This is a genomic window from Lentzea terrae, from assembly GCF_003265345.1.
In the GTDB taxonomy this organism is placed as follows: domain Bacteria; phylum Actinomycetota; class Actinomycetes; order Mycobacteriales; family Pseudonocardiaceae; genus Lentzea; species Lentzea terrae.
Genome location: NZ_QFWW01000030.1, coordinates 303,434 through 322,259, shown reverse-complemented (window position 1 = coordinate 322,259; position 18,826 = coordinate 303,434). Strand labels below are relative to the sequence as shown.

The window sequence follows — 18,826 nt, the reverse complement described above, 5'->3', positions numbered from 1 at the left end:
TCGTGGCGTCATGAGTCGCGCCAGGGAGTCCGAAGCCGCCGAGGTGACGAAGTCCGCCCCGGCGCGCCGTCCCGCGCCTGCGTCCGGCTCGGCGGCCGCGCTGCTGCGGATGCAACGAGCCGCCGGGAACGTCGCGGTGACCGCGATGGTGGGGCGGCGCGCGGCGAGCACCGTCGCCGCCGCACCCGCTCACCCTGCCGCGGAACCGCAGATCCCAGCGGCGCCGCCGGTCGCCGCCCCGGCCAGCGGCGGGCCCGCCCTCGACGAGGCCGCCGGTGGAGAGGAAACGACGCCGGACGCCCCTGCGCCGGGCCGTGGTGACGGCGAGCTCGCATCACTGGATGTGGACGGGCCGGCGCCGCCGGAAGTCACCGCGGGGGCGTCGGCCGAGGTCGAGGCGATCGGAGCAGACGCGGGACCGGAGCCCGCGGGAGGCGGCGGTGGCGGTGGCGGTGGCGCTCCCGTCGAGGAACCACCCGCGCCGGCGCCTCCGAACGTCGCCGCTGCGCCGCCAGAGCAGGCGATGGCCCAGCTCGGCGCGCTGCCGCCCGGCCAGATGGCGGCCACCCTCGGCGGTGTGCAGGCCGCGGCCGGCGCCACCGTGGCCCAGGAACAGGGCAGGCTGGCCGCCGCGCCGCCCTCGCACACGCCGCTGGCGAACACGCCGACGCTCGCCACGGCGGCCTCGTCACTCGTGCCCGCGGACGGCCCGGCGCACCAGGCCCGCGTCGGCCAGGCCCGCCAGCGGACCGCCCGGCCCACACCGCCGCCCCGGCCAGTGGCCCCGGCCGGTCCTCCCGCCACCGCTCGCGTGCAGACTCCCGCCCTGCCCGCCGCGCCGCAGGGTGGTCTCGGCGCCGACGCCGCACGGGACCTGTCGGCGTCCATCTCCCGGCTGCCGGTCCGCGATCCCGGCACGCAGGTCGCGCCAGGCCCGGCGCCGCGGGTGTCGCTGACCGGAGACGCCGACCCCGGTCAGGTGAACGCGCAACAGGCCCAGCTGACCGCGGGATCGGCGCAGGTACAGGCCGAAGGCGGCCGGGACGCGGCCGAACCCCTCGGCGAGGACGCCGTGCACCCGACCGCCGCCGTGGAGACGATGCAGGCCGAGGTGCCACCACCTGCTGCGGCCCAGGAAGTCGCCGAGGCGGAGCCCGCGGACGCCGCCGTGTCCGCGATCGCCGAGGAACAACAGGGTCCGCAGCTTCGTGCCGCCGCCGCGTCGGCGTCCGGGGCGATGGCCTCCGCACGACGGGCGCACTCGGAACAGGAGCAGACTCAGCGACAGCAGTCCGCACAGCAGATCGCGAGCCTGGAACAGCAGCACGCCGCCGCCGAACAGAGCGAACGCACAGGCGTGCGCGCGGAGGTCGCCGAGCAACGCACCCAGTGGCGCACCGAGCAACGTTCGATGGTGACGGCCGCCCACACCGAGGCACAGGCGGTGGTCGGCACCGCCGGGCAGACCGTCCGAGCCGAGCAGCAACAGGCCGAAACCGAAGCGGCACAACACCATCAGCAGGGCGCCCAGGAAGCGGCCACCGCACGACGGGAAGGCGAACAGGAGGCCGCCCGCCACCGCGCCGAGGCCCAGCAGGAGAGCGGCGGCGGTTTCCTCGGCTGGCTGGCCTCCCGCGCCCAGTCCCTCTTCGACCGCGTCAAACAGGGCATCACCGCGGCGTTCGACCGTGCCCGCAACGCCGTCCGCGCGGCCGTCGAGAAAGCCCAGAGCCTGGCCACCGCCGTCATCGACCGCGCCCGCCAGGCGGCGGTGGCCGCGATCCGCCTGGCCGGCACCGCCCTGACCGCCATCGGCGACCGGCTGCTGGCAGGCTTCCCCGCGCTGCGCGACCGTTTCCGCAACGCCATCCGCGACCGCGTGCGCCGCGCGGAAACTGCCGTGAACCGCTTGGCGGAAGGCCTGAAGTCCGGCGTCCGAGCCGCACTGGGTCTCCTCGGCCGCGGCCTCTCCGCACTGCTCTCGGGCCTGGAAGCGGGCTTGAAGGCAGCCGTGGACGGCGTGGCCGCGACCGTCCGCGGCGCCATCCAGGCCGCCCGCTCGGCCCTGGAGGCCCTCGGTGCGTTCATGGTGATCGCCAAGGACGTCGCCGCCAACCCCGGCGCCTGGCTGCGCAACCTCGGCGCCGCGGTGATGGACGGCATCCGCAACCACCTGTGGGTCGCGCTGAAGACGGCGATCCAGCAGTGGTTCAACGACAAGGTCGAGCAGGTCCTGGGCCTCGGCCGGACCGTGTGGAACCTGCTCACCAGAGGCGGCATCTCCCTGGCCAGAATCGGCGAGATGGCCTGGCAGGGCATCAAACAGGCCATCCCGCCCGCCCTGATCGGCATCCTGATCGAGAAGCTGGCCTCGATGATCATGCCGGCGGCCGGCGCGGTCCTGCTCGTCATCCAGGGCCTGCAGGCGGCCTGGGGCGCGGTGAGCCGAATCCTCCAGGCGATCAACCGCTTCGTGGCCTTCCTGCGCGCGGTCAAGACGGGCAACGGCGGCCAGGCCTTCGCCCAGGTCGTCGCCGCCGCCGCGATCACCGTCGTCGACTTCGTGTCCAACTGGCTGATCGCCCGCCTGGCGCGCGGCGCGAGCCGGATCGGCAACCGGATCCGTGCCATCGCGCAGCGGATCGGTGCGGCGGTGCGGCGGGTGGCCCGGCGGGTCGGTGGGGCGTTGCGGCGGGCCGGGCGGTGGATCGGGGACCGGTTCCGGGGTGCGCGGGACCGGGTGCGGGCGTGGCGGGAGCGCAGGCGCCGGGAGACGCCGGCGGATCGGGAGAACCGCCTCAGGCAACGGCTGGAACGTGCGGTCGCCAAGATCCGGCCGCAGGCCGCGCAGATGCTGGCGAAGGGCACGACGCCGCTGTTGTTCCGACTGCGCCTGGCGTGGTGGAAACTCCGGCACCGCCTGACCGCACTGACCATGGACAGCGGCGGCACGATCACCGCCAAGGTCAACCCGACCATCGAGCTCGACGATCCGAAGGGCCACAAGGTCACCGAGGCCGAGATGGGCGCGTTGCTGATGCCGATCTTCCGCGAGGCCGAGTTCGAGTACCACCGCAGCTCCGCGGTGCGCACGCCGGAACGCGCTGCTGCCAGGCTGGCCTGGCGGGCTGGGCAGCCGCAGGCGCTCAGCGGCCTCTCCCGTGCCGAACAGCAGTCGATCCTGCGGCTCAACCGGCCTGGCGCGAACTCCATGCGAGCCGAGGACGGCGTGTCGGCGGGCATGAGTCATGCGGCACACGGCAGCTGGCGGGTCGGACGGGTGGGCATGATCAGGGGGCCGGGCGACTACGAGGGGATGACGGCCAGGCTGCTCGCGAGGGGGAGCAGGTTCGGGCTGACGGAGGCGCAGATCGCGCAGGCGTTGGCGAGCGGCAGGGTGAACGAAGCCGCTCTGCTCAGCAGCATGACGGGCAACGCGGAAAAGGCGAAGCAGAGATACGTGGCATCGCTGCGCAGGGTGAGCTTCCTGGCGCACGTCGTCGAACCGGCCCGTCGACGTGGTCACTCAGTGGTGTCCGCGACGGCGTTCTCGATGCTCGGCGCCGGCCACGCGGGGCTGTCCAACGTGCTCGAAGGCAGCATGGCTCCCATGGCGCCGGTCGGCGCCGCGAGCCAACGGGACACGCCGGAGTCACGCGCGGCGGCCGCGCTCGGGCAGCGCCGCGTCGGCACGATCTTCACCACCCTGCTCAACGTCACCAAGGGCAAGCCGCCGCTGGTGTCCAAGTCGAACGCCGATCTCAGCAAACTCGCGGAAGCCATCCGACGCTGGTTGGCTCAGCACGTGTCCGGGAAGGATCCGGAGGCGCTCGCTGCGGCGAGGGCCCAGCTGATCGCCGGGATCATCCAGCTGCTCACCACGTTCTACGGGAAGGCGAAATGACGCACCGACAGCATCTCGTGCTCGATGCTGGTCCGGCCGACGACCTCTTCGACATCGTCGAGGCCAACCTGGCCGACCCGGCGAACACCGGACTCGAGTTCTTCCTCGACGAGGTCAGTCAACCGGCCCCGGACCTCACGCACTACGTCTTCCTCGAGGAGAACGGACGTGCGCGAGTGGTTCTGGTCGTGGACAGCAGCACGCCGGTCCAGTACCTGGTCGTCGAGGCCCACGATCCCGCCGACACCGGACGGCTCGCCGACGCGCTGGCCCGCGACTTCCAGGTGGTGTCCCAAGCCCGGCTGCGGGAGGAGGCGGAGCTGAACCTGGACGAGAACCCCAGCCACCTCGTGCGGATGGCGCTGGGGGCACCGGCAGAGGCGGACCGCGAAATGATCGACATCCTCCGCCGCGGACTGCGGAGCCCTGAACACGACACCAGGCTGGCCGCCATCGAGGCCGCAGGGCTCACGCAGTGGCCGGACCTGCTGACGCCGCTGCGGGAAACGGCGAGCAGCGAGCAGGACGCCGAGCTGAAGCTCTTTGCCGAGACGACGGCCGACATGCTCCAACAACGCTGAAACAGCGCCGCGGCCGTGGGGGTCGCGGCCGCGGCGCCTCTATTCAGGCGGTCTTTAGTGCGTGGTGAACTGACCGCGCACCGCACCACCGGGGAACGGTCCCGTGTGGATGTTCGAGTAGAAGTCCTTCGGCGACTTCTTCAGCGCGTCCAGCGTGGGCTGGTCGGCGGTGGCCGTGCCCGAGACCGCGAAGATGCCGTTCGGGACGGCCGTGCCGAAGAACGTGATCTTCACCGGGCCGTTGACGCCCTTGGCGCCCTGGTGGACGTGGCCGAGCGTCGGCGCGTCGATGTTCACCCATGCCAGCGAGAAGTCGACGCTGGTGCCGGAGGGCTGCACGAACGTGATGGCCTGGCCGTCCGGGTCGCCGACCTTCGGACCGTTCGGCACCGGCACCTCGTTGCGGCCGTTGGAGAACGCGCGAAGCTTGCCGCCCTTGATGATGTCGAGCGGGTTGACGTGCTTGCCGAGCGGCTTGAGCTGGGCGCGGACGGCGCCGCCCGGCCGGTCGGTGCTGTGCAGGTTCACGTAGAAGCCCGCCGGGTTCTTGCGGATGTCCTCGGCGAGCTTCGGGTCGACGACGGTCTGGCCCGCCGCCGCGGAGAGCGTCTCCGGCATCGGGGTGGTGAAGAGGTTGACCTTCACGGGGCCGTTCTGGCCGGCGTTGCCCTGGTGGATGTGGCCGAGGGTGAGCTGAGCGGTCTTCTTCCACTCCACCGCGAACGTCACGCGGTCGCCGCGGACCTCGACCAGCGCCTTCGCGGAGCCGTCCTGGTCACCGACGGCCGGGCCGCCGGGGGTGGGGACCTCCTGCTTGCCGTCGAGGTCGGCCGAGAAGAAGAAGGGCTTGCCCTTGACCGGGCCGGGCTTGGGCTGCTCAGGAGCGGGCTGTGTGGGGGCGGGGTTGTGGCCGCCGTGCTCGCCGCCGTGGCCGCCACCGGCAGCCTTCGTCGCGGTCGGCTTGTCCGCCGAACCACCGGCGTCGATGTTCAGCGTCGGACCGTCCGGCGTGAAGTTCTGGAAGACCGAGCCGCCGTTCTTGACGACCACGCGGACCTCGATCGGCCCCTTGTTCGGCTTCACGGTGAAGGTGCGCGACTCGCCCTTCTTCGCGCCGTCCAGGCAACGGCCCTCCAGGACGTCGGCGGCGCAGAAGGTGGCCTCGTACCCGGCCTGGTTGGTGATCTTCACGGTCACGGCGTCCTGGGCAGCGGACGCCGGCGTCACCACGCCGAGGCCGAGCGCGGCGCCCATCAGGCAGGCAGCAGCGACAGTTTTGTTGCGAGACATGGGATGTACTCCAAGGCTCCTCAGTGGGAGTCGGGGGGTCTGGCGGACCCGACGCCAACCAACACGGGCCCCGGCGCGATTCGGTTCAAAGAAAGTTCGTTAGTGAACCGAACGACGTCTCCACACGTGTCGACGGCGGAACAGGACGACCACTTTGGAGACGAAGATGCGCGCACGTATGGGAATTCTCGCCCTGCCGGCATTGCTCGCGGCGCTGGTGGCCTGCGGAAACGAGGCACCGCAACAGACTGCGCAGCAGGAGGTGCCTGTGCAGGCCGAGGTGAAGATCGCGCAGTCCGACCTCGGACCGATCCTGGTCGACCAAATGGGACGCACGCTCTACGCATTCACCAAGGATGAAAACAAGTCCAGTGCGTGCGACGCCGACTGCATCGCCGTCTGGCCCGCGCTCACCGCACAGTCCAAAGTGGAGGCGAAGGACGGCGCTGACACGAACCTCGTCTCGCAGATCGACGAGAGCTCGCAGGCCGTGTACGGAAAGTGGCCGCTCTACTACTACGTGGGAGACCAGGTCGCCGGTGACGTGAACGGTCAGGGCGTCGACGACGAGTGGTTCGCGATCGCGCCGGACGGCAAACTGGTCAAGAAGAGCGGATGAACATTGGGCCGTTCGGGTTAACCCGGCTAACGGACCCATGTGATGTGTCGACCCTGCAGATGAACCATTAGGGGGCGACACATGACCAGCGCAGGTTTTGACGCGAAGTTCCTCGGCACCGCCGCCGGGATCCCGGTGCTGAGCGAGGCGGGAGCCGACGACGTGGTCGAGCTCGACGGCTCGACCACGATCGACTACACGCACTTCTCGCTCGCGATGAGCAAGTCGCGCAAGTTCGCGATCTGGGTCGCCTGGAACATCGACGGCGGCGAGCTGAAGGCCTTGAGCCGCAGCAACATCCCGTTCATCAAGGACCCGCGGATCCCGGCGCAGTTCCAGGCGGGCGACGAGCTCTACCGCGACAACCGGCTCGACCGCGGCCACCTCGCGCGCCGTGCGGACCTGTGCTGGGGTCCGAAGGCGGAGGCGCAGCGGGCGAACAAGGACTCGTTCTTCTTCACGAACATCACGCCGCAGATGGACGACTTCAACCAGAGCACGAAGGAAGGGCTCTGGGGCCGGTTGGAAGACGCGGTGCTCGCCGACGTCGACGTCGACAACCTCAAGGTCAGCGTCTACGGCGGGCCGGTCTTCAACGTCGACGACCGGGTGTTCCGCGGCGTGCCGATCCCGCGCGAGTTCTACAAGGCGATCGCGTTCGTGGTGAACGGCGAGCTGCGCTGCAGCGCGTTCCTGCTCACGCAGAACCTCGTCCTGGCCGAGGCGCTCGACCTGGACGAGTTCCGCGTGTTCCAGGTGTCGGTGGCCGAGCTGGAGAAGCGCGTGAACTTCACCTTCCCGGCCGAGCTGCACGCCGCCGACACCGCGGCCGTTCAGCTGCTCGAGGAGTCCGAGCGCAGGCCGCTGAACAGTCTCGACGACATCAAGTGGTGATGTGGATCGCAGGTAGCTCCTGACGCAGTTCTGCCAGCCGGGCCAACGACTCCGGCTGATGCACGACGAGGTGCGCCAACGCCGGCAGCGCGCGCAGGTCAGATGCCGCCGGCACGCCGAACACCTCCAGCGTCGTGATGGTCGGCCACCGCTCCAGCCCCGCCAGCAAGTAGGGCGGGCGGTGGTCGATCGCCAGCTCGCGCAACGCGGGCAACGCCGGCAGCGCGGCCAGGCCGTCGTCGGTCGCCGAGTCGCGGATCTGCAGGCGCCGCAGCGTTCCGCCCTCCAGTGATGCCAGGTCAACCCGGCTGAAGTGCAGGTGCAGCTCGTCGAGGTTCTTCACCGGGGTCAGGTCGATCCGTCCGAGCGGGCGGCACCGGCTCAGGTGCAGCTCCTTCAACGACCGCGACGAGGCCAACGGCGACAGGTCGCGCATGACCTCGTTCTGCCACAGTTCCAACCGGTGCAGCGACGGCATCGCGCCCAGTGGGTCGAGCGGGTTGATGTTGCCGATGCACCGCACGTACCGCAGCTTCTCCAGGTGCATGATGAACTGGATCCGGTGCCAGCCGCGGACGTCCACCCGCCGGTCGCCGAAGTCTACTTTGGACAGAACGGACTTGGCGTAGTTCTCCGCGTCAGGCGTGTTCCGCCACGCTCGCAGCAGCTCGTCGATCACCATCGCGTGGTCCACGGCCACGAACTCCGCGATCCGCTCCCACGCGCCCTCGCCGCCGATGTTGGCCAGCGTCCGCACGATGTACGCGGCTTCTTCGGTCGCCTCGGGCCCAGGCAGGAGATCCACGACGAACGAACCCGCCTCGGACAACGCGTCGGCGTGCGCGAAGCTCTTCGGCGGGATCAGCGAGGCCGCGGCGGACGTCACCTGCGCCCGTGCGGTCTCCGGTTCGATCACGTCGGCCTGTTCGAGGCACGCCAGCGCGAGCAGCCGCAGCTTGTCCCGTCCGCGCTCGTCCTTGCGCGTGTCGTCGTTGCCCGCCAACAGGTCCATCAGCACGCGGGCCCGTTCGCGCGGCCGGGCGTGCGCGACGGCCATCACCACGACGTCGTGCCACTCGTCGAGATGTGCCCTGTCCACCAACAGGTTCAGGTCACCGGCGTCCACCACCTCCTTGGCCGCCAGGTAGTCCCGGAACGTCCGATGCACGAACTGAACCCGCGCCGAAGACACTTCCCGCAGCAGCCCCGCCCGTTCGAGCAACCGCTGCATCGCTTCATCGGGGTCGATCTCGTGCGACCGCAACCCGCGCATCGCGTTCCCCAGCCGGTGCACGGCCTCGGACCGCGGCACCATCAGCTCGCGGTTGCGCACCAACGAGTACGCGAACCGTTGCAGCAGAACGAGCTGCTCCTCCTTGGAGAACGACGGCAACGCCAGCCCGCGGTCCTCGTCCCACCGCACCAGCAGGAGATCCAGCGCCGCCTCGTACAGCGACCGCCGATCGCGCGGCAGGTGCATGTTCCGGTCCTGGTGCAACGCGCACAACAGCCCGGCCAGCAACGGACTGGACGCCAGCCGCCGCAGGTCGGGCCGCTTCGCCAGCGTCCCGAGCAGCCGCGTCTCGCACTCGGTCAGCCACATCCGCGCGTCCCGCGTGAGCCCCGGCTCGTCACGGGCGGCGGTGTGCCACGCCTCCACGAAGTCGCGCACACCCTTGTCGCTCAACGGCAACAGGTCGAACGCGGCGAAGTCGCACTCCTCCAGCCAGTCCTCCGGCACGGCCGCCGGACGAGTGGTGATCGCGTACCTGGCCTCCGGATAGGCGTTCACCAGCCGGCAGAGCCACTGGCGCGCCTCCTCCCGCCGCTCCGACACCAGCTCGTCCACGCCGTCGACGAGGACGAGAGCGCGGCCTTCCTTGAGCCGCGCGGTGACCCACCCGGCCGGCTTCTCCTCCTCGATCATCGAGGCGGTCGACGAGATGAAGTCCTCCGGCTTCGGCAGCGTCGCGAACTGCCGCAGCGGCACGAAGAACGGCACCAGCCCGAGCCACTCGTTGCCGGAGGTCCGCGTCTCGCCCAGCGCGTTCATCGCGAGCCACCGCAGGAACGTCGTCTTGCCGGCGCCCGCGCCACCGCGGATCAACACCCGAGGCGTGTCCGCCAGCGCAGCCGCCACCGGCAGCCCGGCCCCGGTCAGCTCGTCCGTGTCGCCGACCCGTGCCACCGCCAGCGACACGTACGAGCTGTCGAACGAGTGCCGGCGCGGCGCCCGCCCGCGCGACACCCCGAACAGCTCCAGCCCGCCCAGCGAATGCGCGACCTGGTCGGCGTAGCGGTCCTCGAAGTCCCGGTGCGACGCCGTCAACGCCAGTTGTTGCTGGTCGGCGAGCCGCGCCACGGCGTCGGCGGTCGCCCGGCTGATCCGGAACATCTCCACCGCGAGCCGCCGCGCGTACTCCGGCTGCGACCACACCAGTTCCACCACGGCCACGCACACCCGCAGCAGCAACGCGTCGTAAACAGCCGCCGCGGGCTCGGACAGGCCCGCCGCACGCCGGATCTGTTCCGACCTGGACAGCACGTACGTCCGCAACGACTCGGGCGTCAGCATCACCCGCAGCGCCTCGTCCGCCCGCAACGGCAGCGAGGCCTCGATCGACTCGCGCACCGCGTCCACGGCGGCCTGCCACTCGTGCTGCTCGACGACGCTCAGCTCACCGCGGGCGAGTTCGCTGGAGACCCGTTCGACCAGCGGTCCCGGCCTGGTCAGCTCGCGCTTGCGCTTCTTGTCCCTGGCTCCCTGATGCACGATGTCGAAGAGACCGAGCAGCACGCGCTCCAGCACGGTCTCGAGCACCATCAGCAGTCCGGCGGAAAACGGATCGGCCATCTCTCCAGTATCAGCACGTGATCACCGGGGGCCGCAGGACTTCACCTGCTGTTCATGCAGGCACGGCGACTTTCCGGACGTGCCCGATCGCGAACTCGCGCATCGAGCCGTCCTCGCAGTCCGCCGTCAGCACGCCCTCGAGGTGCTTGGCCGGCGTGATCACGTGCGTCTCCAGCTGCCGCGGGCCGATGGCGTACTTGATCTCCACGCGACTGCCGTCCACCAGCGCGGACGCGAGGATCAGCACCTCCTCGTCGTGTAGGAAGACGTTCTGGTCGCGCAGCGTCCGTGCCGCGTTGGCCCGCGGCGTGCCCCGCCCGACGCTCGGCCGTTCCTGCTCGACCAGCCGGATCGCGAGCTGGGTCAGCTCCAGGTCGTCCAGCTCGGTGCGCCACCACTGGTCGGGCCTGCGCTCGCCACGAGCCGGCGCCCGCCGTCGTTCGACGAGCTCCACAATGGACTGATCGCCCGCGTCGAGCCCGGTCGGGGCGTATCCGGCCCTGCGCAACGCCGCCAGCGTCTCCGCCATCGGTTGCGCCGACGCCAACACGGTCGGCGCCAGGAACCGCAGCTTCAGCGACCCCAGTCGCTTCGCCTTGGCGATCTCCTGCAACAGCATCGGATCCTCGGACCGCACGCAGCTCGCCACGTCTGTCACCGTCAGGTGCCCGTGCCGCCGCGCCACGTCCTGCACCTGGTACTCGATCACCTGTGGCAACGGCGCTTCCGAGACGGCCTGCAGCTTCTTGAGCACCTCGTCCGCGCTGAGCCCGCTGTCCAACGCGCGTCGCACCGACCCGGCGGACAGCCGCCACACCCGTGCCGCGTCGTTGTCTTCCAGGTCCGCCACCAGGTTCAGCGTCGCGCTGAGCTCCGGCGACGGCAGCCCGGTCACCACCGCCGTCATGTCCGTCTGGAACGCGGCGTGCTCGGCCGCTGGGGGCATCAGCTCGTCGGCAGCGGCTTGAACGTCGCCACTTTGCAGGACAGCGGTGCCTAATGGGGTCAGCGCGCCGCCGGCGACCAGCCCCAGCGACTCCATCTCGCTGATGACCGCCGCCGTCGCCCGCGGGTCGTGCACCGCCGGCTGTTCCCAGACCAGATCGGCGACGAGTTCTTCAGTGTCGGTGAAAGCCTCGTCGGCGGAGAACCGCTCCAACGCGGTGCGGCGGAGCGCCAGCCCGGCCGCCCCGGTGTAGTCGCGCAACGCGGCCCGCGCCTGGTCCGGTTCCGGCCGCCAGTCCATCCGCCGCCACGCGTTGACCAGCGCCGCGAGCCGCACGCCGGGATGCGAGTCGAGCCAGTCGTCGCCGTGCTTGGTCGGCAGCAGCCGCGAACGTTCGATGCCGATCAGCTGCGCCTCGACCGCGAGTTCCAGCCACAACCGCAGCACGCCGTCGGTGACCCGCAACGCCCGCGCGACCCGCCGGATCTCCACGGTCGCCACACCACCGGTGTAGCGGGCGTCGAAGCTGTCCTGTTCGCAGTGCGCCAGCAGCCGCGCAACCCCGTCCACAGTGGACATTGCGGCGACCACTGGGGACGTGATGGAGGCCTTGCGCTTTCGCGGAGTCCTGGGCCGCGGCGTGAGCTGGTCGCGTTGCGCGCCGTTCGCCCGCACCGAGTTCACCGCGATGAGCTTGGCCCCGTCCGGCCACGCCAGCGCCCGTTCCTCGAGCTGTGCGAAGGCCCGCTCGAAGTCGGTCGTCGTGCACCGCAGCTCGGCGCACACCGTGTCGATCGTCCCCAGGTTGCCCTGCGCCACGATCGCGCCCAGCACGTCCAGCGCGCCCTGGTCCAGTGTGTCCTCGACGGCGTGCACCGAGTCGGAGTCGGTGAGTTGCGTCGCGAGGTCCTTCAACGTCCGGATGTACCGGTCCGCCACGTCGCGGCGGTGCACGAGTATCGCGGCCACCTCTTCGGGCTCGAGCGTGTGCAGCCAGGACGCGAGCGCGTTGATACGGCGGGCCATTCAGCTGATTATGGCCTTGATTGTGTGCGCTCAAACGAATTTCACGCGCTTGGGCGATCTAACTAGGCTGACCCGGTGACGTTCAGCGGTTTCGGCGAGTACGCCATCGACTTCTACGACGGCCTCGAACTGGACAACTCGAAGGCCTACTGGGACGACAACAAGGAGACGTACCTGCGGGACGTGAAGGCGCCGATGGAGGCCCTGCTCGCGGCGCTGGAGAAGGAGTTCGGCGAGGGCAAGGTGTTCCGGCCGTACCGGGACGTGCGGTTCTCGAAGGACAAGACGCCGTACAAGACGCACTGCGGCGGCGTGATCGAAAAGGGCCGCGGTGGCGGCGCCTACTACGCCCAGATCAGCTCGGAAGGCCTGGTGACCGGCGGCGGCTCGTACCACATGGCCTCTGACCAGCTCGCTCGTTACCGCGCCTCGGTCGACGCGCACGGCGTGCTGCTGCGCAAGATCATCGACAAGCTGCTCAAGCAGGGCTGGACGCTGCACGGCGACGTGATGAAGTCGAAGCCCCGCGGGTTCGCCGACGACCACCCCCACCTCGATCTGCTCAAGCACCGGTCGATCTGGGTGCGGAAGGTCTGGGAGCCGGACGACGTGCTGCACGAGCCGGGGTGTCTTGACCGGGTGCGCAAGTCGTGGCGGCAGCTGAAGGACTTCAACCTGTGGTGCGAGGACCACGTCGGCGTTTCCGAACAGCCGAGGCGATAGCCCAGCCCAGGCCGATCCCGAGCACGTCCACCAGCGCGTCGAGCACGTCTCCGCTGCGGTGAAGTGGCGTGATGAGCTCCTGGAGCACCTCGGACACGCCTGCGTAGACCACCAGCAGCGGAAGAACGTGAGGAATCTTCGCGTAAAGGCCGGTGTAGGCGAGAAGTGCGAAAAGCAGCGTGTGGACGACCTTGTCCGTGCCGGGCGGAGACGACGGCACACCTGACTCAGGGGTGAACAACACGACGACGCTGAGCAACGCCGCGATCACAAACGGGAGTACTCGACCCATTGTCCGAACATTACTGAGTGGTAGTTCGGGATCGGTCCAGGAAGGAGGACTAGTCTCTGCAGACGTGAGTCGACGCGCAAAGATCGTCTGTACCCTCGGTCCCGCCACTGGCACGCCGGACAAGGTCCGCGACCTGGTAGCGGCCGGTATGGACGTGGCCAGGATGAACTTCAGCCACGGCAGCCATGCCGACCACAAGCAGGTCTACGACATGGTCCGCGCGGCAGCCGACGAGTCGGGCCGCGCCGTGGGCATCCTCGCCGACCTCCAGGGCCCCAAGATCCGGCTCGGCCGGTTCGCCGCGGGTCCTGTCGACTGGAACACCGGCGACGTGGTCCGCATCACCGTCGAGGACGTCGAGGGCACGCACGACCGCGTGTCGACGACGTACAAGGAGCTCGCGAAGGACGCCAAGGTCGGCGACCGCCTGCTCGTGGACGACGGCAAGGTCGGCCTCGTGGTCGTCGACGTCGAAGGTTCCGACGTCGTGTGCGAGGTCACCGAGGGCGGACCCGTCAGCAACAACAAGGGCCTCTCGCTGCCCGGCATGGACGTCTCCGTGCCCGCGCTCTCCGAGAAGGACATCGAGGACCTCGAGTTCGCGCTCTCGCTGGGCGTGGACTTCATCGCACTGTCGTTCGTGCGCTCGCCGGCGGACATCGACCTGGTCCATCAGGTCATGGACCGTGCGGGCAGCAAGCGCCTCCCGGTGATCGCGAAGATCGAGAAGCCGGAGGCCGTGGACAACCTCGAGGCCATCGTCCTCGCGTTCGACGGCGTCATGGTCGCCCGCGGTGACCTGGGCGTCGAGCTGCCGCTGGAGAGCGTGCCGCTGGTGCAGAAGCGAGCGATCCAGATCGCCCGCGAGAACGCCAAGCCGGTCATCGTCGCCACCCAGATGCTGGACTCGATGATCGTCAACTCCCGCCCGACCCGCGCCGAGACGTCCGACGTCGCGAACGCGGTGCTCGACGGCGCGGACGCCCTGATGCTCTCCGGTGAGACCTCGGTCGGCCGCTACGCCATCGAGTCGGTCAAGACCATGGGCCGCATCATCGAGGCCGTCGAGACCGAGTCCACGGTCGTGCCGCCGCTGACGCACGTCCCGCGCACCAAGCGCGGCGTGATCTCGTACGCGGCCCGCGACATCGGCGAGCGCCTGAACGCCAAGGCCCTGGTCGCCTTCACGCAGTCCGGCGACACGGTCCGCCGCCTGGCCCGGCTGCACACGCACCTCCCGCTGCTGGCGTTCACGCCGGAGCAGTCGGTGCGCTCGCAGCTCTCGCTGACGTGGGGCACCGAGACGTTCCTGGTTCCTCGCGTGGAGTCCACCGACGAGATGGTCCGCCAGGTCGACACGTCCATGCTGGAGATCGGCCGTTACTCCGCCGGTGACCTCATGGTGGTCGTCGCCGGTTCGCCTCCTGGCACCATTGGGTCGACGAACCTCATCCGGGTGCACCGGCTGGGGGAGGACGACCACGCCTAGGAGTACTTCGTGACTGAGGCCGCCCGTGCCGCTGCTTTGTCGCCTTCGGGCCTGAGCGGCCAGTCCGCAGTGGACGACCTGGTCGCGTTGCTCGACCTGGAACGCATCGAGGAGAACATCTTCCGAGGCGTGTCGCCCGCCGAGTCGCCAGTGCGCGTCTTCGGCGGGCAGGTGGCGGGCCAGGCCCTGGTGGCCGCCGGCCGCACGGTCCCGGTGGAACGCCGAGTGCACTCGCTGCACTCGTACTTCATCCGGCCAGGCGACCCGCGCGTGCCGATCGTGTACGAGGTGGACCGCATCCGGGATGGACGGTCCTTCACGACGCGCCGCGTCGTCGCGGTGCAGCACGGCAAGGCGATCTTCGCTTTGTCCGCCTCCTTCCAGCTGGAGGAGCAGGGCGTCGAGCACGCCTCGGAGATGCCCGCCGTGCCGGACCCGGAGTCGCTGCCGACGTGGACCGAGCAGGCCGAGGGTTACCTGCTGCACTCGTCGAAGTTCCCGCGTCCCATCGATGTCCGGTACGTGACCGAGCCGCCGTGGGAGTCCCGTGAGGACGGTCCGGGCGAGGCCGCGTCACGGGTGTGGATGAGGGCCGACGGCAAGCTGCCGGACGATCCGATGCTGCACATCTGCGTCATGACCTACGCGTCGGACATGACCCTGCTGGACGGCGTGCTGGCCAAGCACGGCGTCTATTGGGGCCTGGACAAGGTTCTCGGCGCCTCGCTGGATCACGCGATGTGGTTCCACCGTCCGTTCCGTGCCGACGAGTGGCTGCTGTACGACACCGCGTCGCCTTCTGCCTCAGGGAATCGCGGGCTGGCCACCGGCCGGTTCTTCTCGCGGGACGGGCAGCTGGTGGCGACCGTGGTGCAGGAGGGCCTGATCCGGGTCCTCAAGCCCTCGTGACCGCTGTCTGGCGACTGCACCACGCGGGCCAGGAGATCGCTCGGTTGACGGTGACCGGTGGCGATTTTCCGTGGATGCACGGGGATGTCGAGACGTTGCCCGGGTTCGAGCCGTTCCGGTCGGTGTTCACCGCGCAGGAGCAGGCGATCGACGACGAGGACTACGAGCGAGCCGACGCCTGCTACTTCGAGATTCGGAAGTCGCTCACCATGACGTTCCCGGACGGGGAGCCGGTGGCCGAGTTCTGGTTGCACGTCCACGGCGACGGCACGGCCGGTTGGCGGTTCAGCGACGAACCGTTCGATGAGGACGAGTAACCGAACACCTGTTCGAGTGATCAAGCTTCGGCTGGGTCGCGTCAATGCTCTGGCGTGATCATCGATTTGGCCGGTTACGACGCCATGTCCGAGGACGACTGCCGGCTGCACGAGCTCGTGGACGGTGTGCTGGTGGAGATGTCACCACGCGGTCTGCTGCACCAACGCGCCCTTGTCGAGCTCGTGCACCAACTCGACGAGCGGTTGCCGGTTGACCTCAACGTGCTGCACTCGTTCGACGTTCTGCTTAAGGACGGAACGTCGCCGCTGATGCGCAAGCCGGACGTCGTGGTGGCGCCGACCAAGCTCTTCTATCGCGAGGTGACCCGGTTCGACGCCGCGGACGTGGTGCTGGTGGCCGAGATTCTCTCCGAGGAGTCGGAAGACCTCGACCTCCGGATCAAGTTGCGCGAGTACGCGGCGGCCGGGATTCCGAACTACTGGGTCGTCGCGCTGGATGACCCGGTCAGTCTGGTCGCGTACTCGCTCGCAGGCGGCCGGTATGAGCTCGCGGTAGGCGGTGCTCAGGCGATCGACGTCGTGAGCCCTTCGCCGATGTCGCTGGACCTCGACGCACTGCTGCGCCGTCGGTGAGCAGATCAGAGGGTGGTGTGCAGCGTTTCCTGCATTCTGGGCGTAGGAAATGCTGCACGACGATGTAGGATTTGCTGCATGGAGGCGATTCGTGCTCTTGAGCTGCTCGGCGAGTACACCGCTGGGCAGTGGGGCATGGTCACAACGCAGCAGGCTCTGCGCAGCGGGATCGACGACGTCACGCTGCATCGGCTGAAGTCTGCCGGTCTCCTGGAGTCCGTGCGTCGTGGCGTGTACGCGGTAACGTCCGCTGAGGCGTCTGACGCACGTGTCGAACAAGCGGCCTGGCTGGCGCTACGTCCCGAAGTCGCGGGTTGGACGAGGTCCAAGCTCGACCTCGATGGTGGTGTCGTCTCCCATGAATCTGCGGCACGGCTGCACAACCTCGGCGATCTGGTGAACAACCGGGTGAACATCACCACTCCTCGTCGGCGCACCACCCGCGATCCGGGGGTTCGGCTGCGCAAAGGAACGCTGACCGACGCTGACGTGGTGGTGATCAACGGCCTGCCGGTCACCACTCCCATGCGCACGATCTACGACCTTCTCGAGCAACACTCGGATGCCAGTCACGTCGCGACCATCGTTCGTCAGGCGGTCGAAGCGGGGCAGGTTCGGCTCGACGAGCTCGCACAGCGGATTCAACCTCACGCGCGGTCGTACGGCGCCGTACCTCCGACCGGGGTGGTGCTGCTGGAACTACTGCTCGCCCAGATCGGTCTGTCCGTGCAGGACCTGACCAACCGGCCAGGTCCCGTCTTCTTCGGTCGGCGCCCGCAAGGGCGCACCTGGGAAGAGCTGAAGGACGTGCCCGTGACGTGGGGACAGCTCGCTGAGATGTCTCCCGAGACTCTGCAACGCGTGCTTCGAACGTCGACCGTTTTCGATGACACGACGGAACCAACCGAGAGAGCATGACCTCGAAACAGCCTCTCAGCCCGCAGGCGTTCCTGCGTTCGCTCAAGGACCGCGCGACCAACAGGTCCCGGCTCACCGAGTCCCCACCGGCGAGCTCATCGAGCGCTACTACCACCGACGGCTGTTGGCCCGTGTGTTCCACTCGGACCGGGACGGCTGGGTGCTCAAGGGAGGTCAGGCGCTCCTGGTGCGGTGGCCGAGGGCCAGGTACTCGACCGATGTTGATCTCTTGCGGGTAGGCGAGGACGCGACGGTGGACGGCGCGGTCGAAGCGCTGCTCGCGGCGGCGTCGACCGAACTCGACGATCACCTTCGGTTCGACCATCGCGACACGTCTCGCGAAACGACGGCCAACAGGCCGTCTCGCAAGGTGCGGTTCAATGTCATGTTCGGTCTCCGGCAGCTGTCCGTGGTCAGCGTGGACGTCGTGGCTGTTGAGCTTCATCCGGTCGGACAGCTCACCGTGGAGCAGCTCGCGGCCCCGTTCGTGATCGACGCCGGCCCGTGGCCGGAGATCCGCATGTGGCCGCTCGAGGACCACGTCGCCGACAAGATCGCGGCGATGTATGAACGGCATCGTGAACAGCTGGTGCCGTCGACGAGATTCAAGGACCTCGTCGACCTCGTGCTGATCGCGTGCAACTCCACACTGGACGGTGTGACCACTCATCAGGCGCTGCACGCGGAGGTGCGACGCCGCACGGAGGCAGGCACGCATCTCGTGCTCCCCGCCGAGTTCGTCGTGCCGAATGCTTCGTGGGCAGCCGGCTATCGAGCGGAGGCGGCCAAGTCCAAGGAGCTTTCCGCCGAACATCGAACTCTCGAAGGAGTTATTCCACTGGCCGACGCCTTTGTGACCCCTCTGCTCCAGGAACAGCCCCTGAGGGGAACGTGGCGGCTCGACCTCTTGCACTGGGAGTGATCGCTCAAGCCTTGCGCCGCCGGTGCGTCGGCCTCAGGTTCGCCGGCGGCGTCAAAGCCCGCGTCTCCACCCGCTCCAGCACCACCGAACTGGTCAGGTTCCGCACTTCGGTCCGCGACGCGATCTTGTCCATCAGAAACGCCTGCAGGTGCGTCGAATCCGCAACGGCGATGTGGATCAGAAAGTCCGCCTGTCCGGAGACGTGGAACACCGACCGAGTCTCCGGCTGAGCCATCACGAACGCCCGAAACGCCGCCACGACAGGTCGGGTGTGTGGTCGCACGTTCACCGCGACGACAGCCTCCAACGGCAGCCCGGTGGTAGCGGGGTCGACGACGGCGTGGCAGCCGGTGATCACCCCGAGCTCGCGCAACCGGCGAACCCGCTGCAGACAAGAAGACGGCGCCAGCCCGACGATCTCCGCCAGCGCACGGTTCGGCAGCGTCGCGTCGTTCTGCAACTCCTCCAGGATGTGCCAGTCGACCGAATCCAGTTCGGCTTGTTCGCGCATAACCGAACATCGTACTGACCAGCTGGAACACGCACGA

At 69.1% G+C, this 18,826-nt stretch carries 16 protein-coding genes; 11 read left to right on the top strand and 5 right to left on the bottom strand.

The features are described 5' to 3' along the window. Positions 1-10 precede the first annotated feature (10 nt). Both DI276_RS38545 and DI276_RS38540 read left to right on the top strand, forming a co-directional pair. A complete protein-coding gene (locus tag DI276_RS38545; RefSeq protein ID WP_112273001.1) occupies positions 11-3,904 on the top strand; it encodes a hypothetical protein in 3,894 nt (1,297 codons plus the stop codon). Continuing rightward, positions 3,901-4,485, top strand: a complete 585-nt coding sequence (locus tag DI276_RS38540) for a hypothetical protein (protein WP_112272999.1) — start codon at positions 3,901-3,903, stop codon at positions 4,483-4,485. Before DI276_RS38545 ends, DI276_RS38540 begins: the two co-directional genes overlap by 4 nt. A gap of 54 nt (positions 4,486-4,539) precedes the next feature. Here the strand turns inward: DI276_RS38540 and DI276_RS38535 are convergent, their stop codons facing one another. Then, a complete protein-coding gene (locus DI276_RS38535) occupies positions 4,540-5,775 on the bottom strand; it encodes a CHRD domain-containing protein (RefSeq protein ID WP_112272997.1) in 1,236 nt (411 codons plus the stop codon). A 166-nt stretch (positions 5,776-5,941) separates the two neighbouring features. On the opposite strand from DI276_RS38535, the gene DI276_RS38530 reads away from it, so the two are divergent. Together DI276_RS38530 and DI276_RS38525 are read left to right on the top strand one after the other, a co-directional pair. Continuing rightward, positions 5,942-6,394: a COG4315 family predicted lipoprotein gene (locus DI276_RS38530; RefSeq protein ID WP_157985217.1), complete on the top strand. Its 453-nt coding sequence runs from the start codon at positions 5,942-5,944 to the stop codon at positions 6,392-6,394. Between the two features lie 81 nt (positions 6,395-6,475). Continuing rightward, positions 6,476-7,288, top strand: a complete 813-nt coding sequence (locus DI276_RS38525; protein ID WP_112272993.1) for a DNA/RNA non-specific endonuclease — start codon at positions 6,476-6,478, stop codon at positions 7,286-7,288. Here DI276_RS38525 and DI276_RS38520 read toward each other — a convergent pair. Both DI276_RS38520 and DI276_RS38515 read right to left on the bottom strand, forming a co-directional pair. Beyond that, entirely contained in the window at positions 7,278-10,142 is a 2,865-nt protein-coding gene (locus DI276_RS38520; protein WP_112272991.1) for an NACHT domain-containing protein, read from the bottom strand. The two genes, DI276_RS38525 and DI276_RS38520, sit on opposite strands and share 11 nt — an antisense overlap. Positions 10,143-10,194: 52 nt before the next feature. After that, positions 10,195-12,114 (bottom strand): helicase-associated domain-containing protein, encoded by a 1,920-nt coding sequence (locus tag DI276_RS38515; protein WP_112272989.1) that lies wholly within the window; start codon positions 12,112-12,114, stop codon positions 10,195-10,197. Between the two features lie 75 nt (positions 12,115-12,189). Here DI276_RS38515 and DI276_RS38510 point away from each other — a divergent pair, with 75 nt between their 5' ends. Next, positions 12,190-12,837, top strand: a complete 648-nt coding sequence (locus DI276_RS38510; protein ID WP_112272987.1) for a DUF2461 domain-containing protein — start codon at positions 12,190-12,192, stop codon at positions 12,835-12,837. On the opposite strand, the gene DI276_RS38505 is transcribed toward DI276_RS38510, so the two are convergent. After that, complete coding sequence (locus tag DI276_RS38505; RefSeq protein ID WP_112272985.1) at positions 12,785-13,129, bottom strand: VanZ family protein; 345 nt, start codon at positions 13,127-13,129, stop codon at positions 12,785-12,787. The two genes, DI276_RS38510 and DI276_RS38505, sit on opposite strands and share 53 nt — an antisense overlap. Before the next feature lie 64 nt (positions 13,130-13,193). On the opposite strand from DI276_RS38505, the gene pyk reads away from it, so the two are divergent. The 6 genes from pyk to DI276_RS38475 all read left to right on the top strand — a co-directional run bounded on the left by pyk (position 13,194) and on the right by DI276_RS38475 (position 18,278). Further along, complete coding sequence (gene pyk, locus DI276_RS38500; RefSeq protein WP_112272983.1) at positions 13,194-14,618, top strand: pyruvate kinase; 1,425 nt, start codon at positions 13,194-13,196, stop codon at positions 14,616-14,618. Positions 14,619-14,627: 9 nt separating this feature from the next. Further along, on the top strand, positions 14,628-15,527 hold the full coding sequence (gene tesB, locus DI276_RS38495) for an acyl-CoA thioesterase II (protein WP_112272981.1): 900 nt from the start codon (positions 14,628-14,630) through the stop codon (positions 15,525-15,527). After that, positions 15,524-15,844, top strand: coding sequence for a hypothetical protein (locus tag DI276_RS38490; RefSeq protein ID WP_112272979.1), 321 nt, complete (start codon positions 15,524-15,526; stop codon positions 15,842-15,844). The genes tesB and DI276_RS38490 overlap by 4 nt, the downstream gene beginning before the upstream one ends. Positions 15,845-15,898: 54 nt before the next feature. Further along, positions 15,899-16,438 (top strand): Uma2 family endonuclease, encoded by a 540-nt coding sequence (locus tag DI276_RS38485; protein ID WP_112272977.1) that lies wholly within the window; start codon positions 15,899-15,901, stop codon positions 16,436-16,438. A 78-nt stretch (positions 16,439-16,516) separates the two neighbouring features. Further along, entirely contained in the window at positions 16,517-17,356 is an 840-nt protein-coding gene (locus DI276_RS38480) for a type IV toxin-antitoxin system AbiEi family antitoxin domain-containing protein (RefSeq protein WP_112272975.1), read from the top strand. Between the two features lie 133 nt (positions 17,357-17,489). Then, positions 17,490-18,278: a nucleotidyl transferase AbiEii/AbiGii toxin family protein gene (locus DI276_RS38475; protein WP_232837234.1), complete on the top strand. Its 789-nt coding sequence runs from the start codon at positions 17,490-17,492 to the stop codon at positions 18,276-18,278. Positions 18,279-18,282: 4 nt separating this feature from the next. On the opposite strand, the gene DI276_RS38470 is transcribed toward DI276_RS38475, so the two are convergent. Further along, positions 18,283-18,789, bottom strand: a complete 507-nt coding sequence (locus DI276_RS38470; protein WP_112272973.1) for an Lrp/AsnC family transcriptional regulator — start codon at positions 18,787-18,789, stop codon at positions 18,283-18,285. Positions 18,790-18,826 lie beyond the last annotated feature (37 nt).

Coding starts and splice junctions, on each gene's coding strand:
- DI276_RS38480 (WP_112272975.1), top strand. CDS start 16,517: ATGGAGGCGATTCGTGCTCTTGAGCTGCTCGGCGAGTACACCGCTGGG.
- DI276_RS38540 (WP_112272999.1), top strand. CDS start 3,901: ATGACGCACCGACAGCATCTCGTGCTCGATGCTGGTCCGGCCGACGAC.
- DI276_RS38470 (WP_112272973.1), bottom strand. CDS start 18,789: ATGCGCGAACAAGCCGAACTGGATTCGGTCGACTGGCACATCCTGGAG.
- DI276_RS38505 (WP_112272985.1), bottom strand. CDS start 13,129: ATGGGTCGAGTACTCCCGTTTGTGATCGCGGCGTTGCTCAGCGTCGTC.
- DI276_RS38535 (WP_112272997.1), bottom strand. CDS start 5,775: ATGTCTCGCAACAAAACTGTCGCTGCTGCCTGCCTGATGGGCGCCGCG.
- DI276_RS38515 (WP_112272989.1), bottom strand. CDS start 12,114: ATGGCCCGCCGTATCAACGCGCTCGCGTCCTGGCTGCACACGCTCGAG.
- DI276_RS38545 (WP_112273001.1), top strand. CDS start 11: ATGAGTCGCGCCAGGGAGTCCGAAGCCGCCGAGGTGACGAAGTCCGCC.
- DI276_RS38530 (WP_157985217.1), top strand. CDS start 5,942: ATGCGCGCACGTATGGGAATTCTCGCCCTGCCGGCATTGCTCGCGGCG.
- DI276_RS38520 (WP_112272991.1), bottom strand. CDS start 10,142: ATGGCCGATCCGTTTTCCGCCGGACTGCTGATGGTGCTCGAGACCGTG.
- DI276_RS38525 (WP_112272993.1), top strand. CDS start 6,476: ATGACCAGCGCAGGTTTTGACGCGAAGTTCCTCGGCACCGCCGCCGGG.